Raw genomic sequence first — 8,745 nt, 5'->3', positions numbered from 1 at the left:
GGGAGATAAAGCAATAATCGGTCTATTGGAACGTTCACGAGAGGTGCGCACCCCTGTTGTTCCTGAAGCCGTATAGGCAACGATAGCTGATAACGCAAGTGTTTCAGCAATCTGACGCGCTGCAAGAGAAATCGCATCGGTTCCTGTTGATTCTGGAGCAGGATGTTGAGCCCCAACCTGAGCGGCATAAGTGTGATCTTGTTCGATTTGCCGCGCGATTCGGTCCATCATAAGCACCGCTTCTTCCGGATAACGACCAGAAGCAGATTCAGCCAACAACATCACCGCATCTGTTCCAGCATAAACCGCCGTAGCAACATCTGAGACTTCTGCGCGTGTCGGAACAGAAGATGTGATCATTGACTCGAGCATTTGTGTTGCCACCACAACCGGTTTTCCAGCTAAACGACAAGATTTTATTAACTCCATCTGAAGCGCAGGAATCCTTTCCAGAGGCATTTCCACACCGAGATCACCCCGTACAATCATAATACCATCACAGATTTCAATAATCTTCTCTATATGCTCCAAGGCTTGAGGCTTTTCGATTTTAGCCATCAAAGACACCTTGCTTTTCGTCAACTGACGCACCGCTATAATATCTTCTGGACGCTGAATAAAAGAAAGAGCAACCCAATCAACAGGCTGCTTTAACAAAGCCTGAAGATCCTCTTTATCTTTTGAGGTTATCGAATCAAAAGGCAAAATTGTATCGGGAAAACTCACACCTTTTCGATCAGAAATACGGGTTCCAGCAACCACGCGACACTGAACAAAATGATCATCACATACTTCAGCGCGCAGTTCCACCCTTCCATCATCAATCAACAACCGATCCCCTGGTTTAATAGCCGAAAAGACATCCTCATGAGGGAAAAAAACACGCTGTGCATCACCAGCCACATCACGATGATCTAATGTAAAGCTTTGCCCAACACGCAAATCTTCTTGGCCTTTGGCAAAACAACCAATACGCAGTTTTGGTCCCTAAAGATCCACCAAAATACCAATAGGCCGTTGAGCGCTTTTTTCAATCTCCCGTATAGACTTGACCAAATCAGCCAGTGTATCACGATCTGTATGACTCATATTAAGGCGAAAAACATCTGCCCCCGCCCTAAAAAGCTTCTCAATCATTAAACGAGAAAAAGAAGAAGGACCAAGAGTCGCAATAATTTTTACTTTACGGGCACGTTTCACGGTGGAGAACTTCCTGAAAAAGAAGGGACAACTGAATTGTTGAACAAAGAATCATCCGTCAACTGTACCATCCAACTGGTTTGATTACCGGTATCGATTTCCTGAAACTCAGCCTTTTGATATCCTCGAGGAAAACAATCATGAACTCCTTGAATGGTAAATTGGCTATCTTGCACGCACATGGTCACAGAGCCTGCCCAGGTTCCTTTTTTTTGTGCCCCTTCCGCATAAAAATAATAAAACCGCGAGGCAAGAGGTCCTTCGATGAGGGTTTTACATTCTGTCACGGGAACCACCCACCAGCCTTCGCTCACCCACCCTGAAAACGTGCGATATCCAAGAGCAACCCCTACAGACTGCTGCGTTGTATTACACACCCTAAAGTCAGCTTTTGCACAAACACCAAGAGAAAACAAAAGCAAAATACTCAAAAGAAAAACCTTTAATCTTTTCTGAAGCGCCCAATATTGCTTTTTCAAAATTAAAAAACTTCCTCTATAATGCAAATTCTCAAAACGAACCATACGTCTCTTTTTTCAAAAGCTTTTCAAGTTTAAAACATATATTTTTCTTTTTATAGCCCTTTTATCAAGGCATATATTTTAAAAATTTTACAAAATATTTAAAATAAATTGGTAAAAAAACTGTAGTGCTTGATTGAGTTTTTGTTTTTCAAGCTTTTCCAACATAAATTTATCGTCGAAAAAACAACTGAAAATATATAAACTGGAGAAAATACAATGAATGATACAGTAACCGACCAAACACACGCTATATCCGTCAATCAATTACGCTCTTTTATCGAACGAATTGAACGGCTAGAAGAAGAAAAAAAGACCATTTCTGACGATATTAAAGACGTATACACTGAACTTAAAGGCTCTGGTTTTGATAGTAAAGCGGTTCGAAGCATTATACGGTTGCGTAAAAAAGAAGAGCATGAACGAATGGAAGAAGAAGCAATCATTGAGCTTTATAAAAATGCGCTTGGAATGAGTTAACTCTATTGATAACATTAGGAATTTTCTTACAAAAATGGAAAAAATGAGTGAATGCGCAAAAATTCTGCTGACTGTTAAGTCGTTTGTGCAAAATAACAAAAAATTCATGTAAAAAAAACTTCATGTAGCTTGTGACAAGACATCTGGTCACAGGATGCGTAAGATTGCAACAGCCCTCACATTTAAAAGGATTCATGAAAGGCATTTTTCTTGTTCTCTCATCATTTTTATCCACACCAGATTCCCCACTTTTAAGCCAAACCTCCCTGTACGTGTCAACAAAGGATTTTGATGACTTCATCCTAAAAACGAGTGTGAAATGAGAAAACCTTACGGTATTCAAAATTCTCATTCAAATTGAAAAAATAAATTATGATGATCAATCAATTCATTATATAAGGAAAAATATTGAAAAAAATCAGCAACTAAAATCGGCTAAACAAGAGTCTGAGCTTTTTACAGAAAAAGAGGTGTTAAGGATCTTAATCTTTTAGGATAGGGAAGAATTCAGCTTATTGATACATCTGGTAAAAAAACCTTAATAAAGCTTCATTCGAATCCATAGGCAGGCTCATAGCGATTATTCCTTCGAGAAGTTAAAATGTGATCCCTCCATTTTCCAGCAATCATCAAATAATCTTTGGCATAGCCTTCTTTTTCAAAATGAAGACGTTTTAATAAAAGCCCGCTTTTTATGTTCTCTGGTCTATAATTTGCCATCACTCTATGCAGATGATAAACATCAAAGATATGCGCTATTAGAGCCGATAAACTCTCAAACATGAGGACTTTGCCTTGTTGTTTTTCATCAAGAGAAAAACCAAGATGACAGGCTTGAAAAACACCACGAACCACGTTTGTAAAGTTCACAACACCAATGATTGTGTTTTCATTTTTTAATCGTACAGCATATCGGTATGCTTGTCCTTGTGCGCTTTCATAAGCAAATCTACCCGCTCGTGTTTCCCAAGCTGTTAGGCTGTAGTAATCATCAGATCTTGACGGTTCAAAAGGACGCAAATGATTCACATTACGCAAGAAATAAGAAGATAGTTCAACAGCATCTTCTAAACCGATCAATGTAGAAATTGTTCGCTTTGTTTTAATTACCACCATTTTCTCCTCCTAGAAACATTCCAATAACGCGTTAATTTATCGTGACAAATCATTAGGTTAAACTTAAATCATAACGGTGAATACAGAAAGCTTTTCTCACCACATCGCTTATCATATTAGAATCAATAAGGATCATTTGCTTTTCCTTCATAAGCAAGATTGGTGTATTCTAATAGGGTCACAACCTTCACGTAAAACAGAACGCCACCCTGTTGCCAATTCACGGGCTCGTTTTAAAGAGACATCTCTCAAAGAGCACCCAAACCTATTTCTCGGTAGCACCCGTGAAGGATATAATGATAAATCCCCCATGAAATAATATAGCACCACCATCTTTACACTTAATAGAAAAGCAAGCCGGTATACCATCACACATTTTGCCAGCTCGTGGGTGTTGCGACAGCTCTTGGCACTTGAGAGCGTTCATAAGCGGAATTTTTAGTCCTTGTCTATACAGTTTTTACCCACATGGCCCACCCGCTTGTGGTGTGCAAGCAAGTGTTTTTATTGATTCAACATGGAACAGATTTGAAATGAGAGAATCTTACGTTATTCGAGGTTCTAATTCAATATAAATAATGTTAAATTATCATTATAAATCAATACATTGTCTAGGTCATAAGGTATACAGACAAGGAAAGACTTCTTATAAATTTATGAATGCACTCAAATACTAAAAGCTATAGGAACATTGGAGTCTGGCAAAATCTGCGATGAGACGGGCATACTTCTATGTATGAAATTGCGACAAAACGCACCGCATCAATCATTTTTTCTTTATCAAGAATTGTGTAAAAAAGCCAAATATCAAGAGTAAAGCTCGCTCGCAACCCCCATTAACCAGCGTAATAACTTTTAACCGCAGTCAAAAGTGTGGAGCCAAAAGCTGCTCTTTATAAATTTAATGGCACATTATTTTTCAATGCACCCAAGCGCTCTACATAAAGCGATGATACAGTACGAATCAAAATGCTTAGATATTAATATTTGAAACATTAACGTGAACATGCATCCATTTCTTCGCGTAAAATTTCAAGTTCTAGCCATTCTTCTTGCTTTTGTGTGCAAGTATTTTTCTTTTTTTCCAATGCCGTTGATAAACGTTCAAAGCGTTCTTTATCACGGCGATAAAGAGCTGGATCAGAGAGCTCTTGCTCAATTTTTTTTATTTCATTTTGCAACACAGCGATTTCTTCAGGCAATTTTTCCAATGCATAAACCTGCTTATAAGACAGTTTTCTTGGTGTTTTTTTCCCCTGCGCTATCAAGCTACTCTCTATTGATGAGGTCTGTTTCGAAAACACTCCCGCGTGAGGCTTCGAAGATGCTTTACGGTGCGATAATTCTATTTCTTTGCGTTTTGAATTCAAGGCTTGCTTATTTTGCGCCATCATATCACTATAGCCGCCCGCATATAAAACCCAATGACCATCGCCTTGAGGTGCCAACATATGGGTTACAGTACGATCTAAAAAGTCTCTGTCATGGCTAACCAACAACACTGTTCCTGCAAAATCAGCAATAAATTCTTGCAACAAATCCAAAGTTTCCATATCCAAATCATTGGTTGGTTCATCAAGAATCAAAAAATTTGCAGGACGCGAAAGAAGGCGTGCAAGCATGAGACGTGCTCTTTCTCCCCCTGAAAATTCTTTAAGGGGCGTGCGTGCTTGTTCAGGCAGAAATAAAAAGTCTTTCATATAAGAAACCACATGCCGTTCCTGTCCATTGATCACAAGAGTATCGCCCCTTCCCCCCGTTAAATAATGTGCCAAAGTTTCTTCTTCATTGACAATACGTTGCTGATCAAGCAATGCCATAGAGAGGTTATAGCCATGCCTCACCGTTCCACTATCCACGGCTTCTTTCCCAATCAATACGGAAAGAAGCGTTGTCTTTCCAATACCATTAGGCCCGACCAATCCGATTCGATCCCCCCGTTGAATACGTAAAGAGAAATCTTTCACAATAACGCGCTCACCATAAGATTTAAAAATTTTCTTTGCTTCGAGCACCATTTGACCAGAATCATAACTTTTAGCTGCGCTCAAAAGTGCACTTCCCGGCTGTCCTTTATAGGTTTGATGACGCTGTCGTAATTCTTTTAATTCGCCTAATCGCCGTACATTACGCTTACGCCGTGCACTCACGCCATAACGCAACCATTGCTCTTCACGAGCAATTTGGCGCCCCAATTTATGCTGCTCAATCGCTTCCTCTTCCAGTGCTTTATCACGCCAATTTTCAAACTCAGAAAAACGCTTTTCCAGCCTTTTGGTTGTGCCACGATCAAGCCATACGGTTGAATGCGTGACATTTTCTAAAAATCGCCGATCATGGGAAATCACCACAATCGCTGAACGCAAAGAAGACAAAACCCCTTCCAACCATTCAATAGTTGGCAAATCAAGATGATTGGTTGGTTCATCTAAGAACAAAATATCGGGCTTTGCTGCAATGGCACGTAATAATGAAACACGCCTCTTTTCACCCCCTGAAAGCGTTTCTAATTTTTCTGCCCCCGAAAACCCTAAATTTGTGCGAAGCGTATTGATCCACTGGACATCAGATGTCTCGTCCAGCCCCGCTTCCATATAAGCGTTAATATCTTCAAAACCCGAACAATCCGGATTTTGAGAGACATAACGAAGTAGCACTCGAGGGTGGAGAAAAATTTCGCCACCATGAGGCTCTAATATTCCTGCGGCAATTTTCAACAGGGTCGATTTTCCACAACCATTCCGGCCCACCAACGCAATACGCGCCCCCTGCTCAACCGATAAACAGGCTCGGTTGAGCAAAGGCGTTGTCCCAAAGGTTAGGAAAATGCGGTCAAGCCGCAGCAATGGTACCGCCATTAACGAACGCGGCGCGGACAAGGTGCTTGATACATCACCCCTCTTGCATCACGGTAAGTACACAATTGTTGCACTGGGACTTTTTGTGCACAAGGTGCTTGGTAAACATGTCCTCTACGACCACGATACGTGCACAACTCTGATGCCTGTCTTTGTTGTCTTCTTTGGTTTGCAGCCTCACCTGTTATTGTTCCAGCCAAAGCACCAAATGCCGCACCGGTAAGCGCGGCTCCAGCAGTACTTCCACCAATAGCAGTTCCAGCCAAAGCACCGATTGCTGCTCCCCCCACACCGTAACGTGCAACACGTTCATCATTTGTGGTACAAGCTACCGAACTGAAACCAATCGCAGAAACGACGGCCACTTTTAAAACTGATTTTAACATATCAAAACCTTTCCTTCTCAAGATCAATACATAATATATCGTTTATGTCGGCACTTAAATCACTAAGCCCCCCCCTGCCTTATTCAAAATATATCGGAAGAGCTTTATGGAATAGGCACAGACGCTAACAATATAGCTTTTCCAGAACCTAAATGGCAAGAAAAGGTTCCACAAATACGGTTAGAAAGTGTTAAAGAAGATCCAAATGGCACATTTTTGCCACAAATTGGCCATTTTACTCCTTTAAGTGTTAATCCTTTTAAGTTAGAAAAACCGATAAGACTAAACAAACACCCTTTAGGCAAATCATATGACATAAGTTTTGGCAAAACCGGCCAGCCTTCTTCCAAACCACTTGTCAACAACACTGAAATGCCTTTTTCAGCCATCATTAACGCTTGCGTCATATGAGAAAGGCTATGATCACTTCGCTCGCCTCCCAAAGCCCCGCACAAAATAAGCTTTTTAGCACCATTTTGTAGCGCTCTTGCACAAGCCAAAGCACTATCTGTCATATCTTTATCAGAGGGAAAAATCTCACGCGGAACATGGTTATATTTGTCTATCAGAGTCTGATCAGACGAATCGAAATCCCCTAACCATAACTCAGGCTTCACATTAAGCGCGGCTGCATGACGCATACCACCATCCGCAGCAATCACCCGACTGTTTTGAATTTGATTAAGCAAACGATCAGTGATAGAAAGATTTCCATTTAACAATATTGTAAATGTTGCCATGCCCTATTTTGCCTTTCACAAAATTTTCTTTTCTCGCATCTCTTTATCGATGAGCGCTATTTTTATCGATGAGCGCTATTTTTTATAAATAAAAACCGTAATATAGCCAAACGAACCTTTATCCCTAAAGCTTCTTCTAAAAAAACACATACAATACAAAAACACACACAATACAAAGATACCCATGAAATTTACTAAATTACACCGGAGAAATCATCTGCACCGCAATGCAACACACACCACTGCTCAAAGAAATTTTCTTTTTCGCTCTCTCCCTTATAAAGTAACTTTCATCAGTTTAATGCTTTTCCTTTCAGCTTGTCATACGCACCTTTCTCAAAATGATAAGCTCTCTTCCAGTTCTTCTGAAACAATCAAACGTAGCAACAATAACAATATCTATGTCACATTAAGCACTCTGCAACACCCCCGTATTTTGCAAATGTATGGTGGCGCCTATCGTGATGCAAAACTTGAACGCTTTTTAACAAAAATTATCCGTAAACTAACCATTGCATCCTACCATTCTCATCAAACCTATTCTGTAACAATTTTAAACTCAGAAAGTATCAATGCATTTGCACTACCCAATGGTGCGATATACATCACCCGCGGTATGTTAGCACTCGCCAATGATTCTTCAGAAGTTGCAGCAATTTTAGCCCATGAGATAGCACACATCAGAGCCAATCATGGCATTTTACGCCTGCAAAAAGAAGCCCAATTGAAGAGGCCCCATCATATGTCTCCACGTCTTCTTTCTTCTATGAACAAAAAACTTCACCCTTCCCTACAAAACAAGCAACAACTTGCGCAATTTTCCCGCAATCAAGAGCTGGAAGCTGATTCCCTTGCACTCGAAATGCTCCAACAAGCAGGATATGATCCATTTTCCTTACCACGCTTTCTTCAAACAATGGAAACCTATAATCATTTTCAGAATATCTCTGGCACCTCAAATGTCTCCTTAGACTTTCTAGCCTCTCACCCAACTACCCCCCAACGCATTAAACTTGCAATAGAAAAAGCACATAAAATCAGTAAAGATAATCATAAAATCATCGATCGTGATTCTTTTCTCAAAAGCATTGATGGCATGACTTTTGGAGGAAACTTTTACACAGGGTTTATACGAGACAACCAATTTATTCATCCACAATTGCGCATTGCTTTTTCTGTTCCCAATGATTTTACAATAGAACATTCATCACACACTGTTTGGGCCAGCGGATCCAATAAAATTGCGATTCGTTTTGATGCTATTCCCTGTCCCACTAGAATATCTGCAAGTGATTATTTGAAAAGCGGGTGGATTATTGGGCTAGACCCATCCTCTATCCGCCCCCTCACACTTCAAGGGCTCCCCCATCAAGGCACGCATCAAGGACATCTCGTCCAAAATTTACCTGGAGCACAAGCCCGCGCGATCCATGAACAATGGCAA

General features: G+C 40.5%; 7 protein-coding genes and 2 pseudogenes. 2 read left to right on the top strand and 7 right to left on the bottom strand.

From position 1 onward, the window contains the following. Both pyk and BN338_RS07900 read right to left on the bottom strand, forming a co-directional pair. Positions 1 to 1,200 (bottom strand): annotated as a pseudogene (gene pyk, locus BN338_RS07905) (pyruvate kinase); the annotation flags it as partial. Beyond that, positions 1,197 to 1,724 carry a DUF1036 domain-containing protein gene (locus tag BN338_RS07900; RefSeq protein ID WP_039760781.1) on the bottom strand — a complete coding sequence of 176 codons (528 nt, stop codon included), beginning with the start codon at positions 1,722 to 1,724 and terminating at the stop codon, positions 1,197 to 1,199. The gene BN338_RS07900 and the pseudogene pyk, both read right to left, overlap by 4 nt. Before the next feature lie 216 nt (positions 1,725 to 1,940). Here BN338_RS07900 and BN338_RS07895 point away from each other — a divergent pair, with 216 nt between their 5' ends. After that, positions 1,941 to 2,201 (top strand): DUF2312 domain-containing protein, encoded by a 261-nt coding sequence (locus BN338_RS07895; protein ID WP_039760779.1) that lies wholly within the window; start codon positions 1,941 to 1,943, stop codon positions 2,199 to 2,201. A gap of 549 nt (positions 2,202 to 2,750) precedes the next feature. On the opposite strand, the gene rimJ is transcribed toward BN338_RS07895, so the two are convergent. From rimJ to BN338_RS07875, 5 genes and pseudogenes are all read right to left on the bottom strand, one after another. Next, complete coding sequence (gene rimJ / locus BN338_RS07890; protein WP_083868459.1) at positions 2,751 to 3,317, bottom strand: ribosomal protein S5-alanine N-acetyltransferase; 567 nt, start codon at positions 3,315 to 3,317, stop codon at positions 2,751 to 2,753. Positions 3,318 to 3,485: 168 nt separating this feature from the next. After that, positions 3,486 to 3,753 (bottom strand): annotated as a pseudogene (locus BN338_RS13570) (Arm DNA-binding domain-containing protein); the annotation flags it as partial. Positions 3,754 to 4,312: 559 nt separating this feature from the next. Further along, positions 4,313 to 6,175, bottom strand: a complete 1,863-nt coding sequence (locus BN338_RS07885) for an ABC-F family ATP-binding cassette domain-containing protein (RefSeq protein WP_039760777.1) — start codon at positions 6,173 to 6,175, stop codon at positions 4,313 to 4,315. Then, the gene (locus tag BN338_RS07880; RefSeq protein WP_039760775.1) at positions 6,175 to 6,561 is read right to left on the bottom strand and encodes a membrane protein; all 387 of its coding nucleotides are present in this window, start codon (positions 6,559 to 6,561) and stop codon (positions 6,175 to 6,177) included. Before BN338_RS07880 ends, BN338_RS07885 begins: the two co-directional genes overlap by 1 nt. A gap of 104 nt (positions 6,562 to 6,665) precedes the next feature. Beyond that, positions 6,666 to 7,301, bottom strand: a complete 636-nt coding sequence (locus BN338_RS07875; RefSeq protein ID WP_039760773.1) for a thiamine diphosphokinase — start codon at positions 7,299 to 7,301, stop codon at positions 6,666 to 6,668. A 184-nt stretch (positions 7,302 to 7,485) separates the two neighbouring features. On the opposite strand from BN338_RS07875, the gene BN338_RS07870 reads away from it, so the two are divergent. Next, positions 7,486 to 8,745: M48 family metalloprotease (locus BN338_RS07870; RefSeq protein ID WP_039760769.1), on the top strand; the 1,260-nt coding region annotated here is incomplete at its 3' end.

The organism is Bartonella queenslandensis AUST/NH15 (assembly GCF_000312585.1).
Classification (GTDB): Bacteria; Pseudomonadota; Alphaproteobacteria; order Rhizobiales; family Rhizobiaceae; genus Bartonella; species Bartonella queenslandensis_A.
The sequence above is the reverse complement of the archived record's forward strand: the minus strand, read 5'-3'. Positions and strand labels throughout refer to the sequence as shown.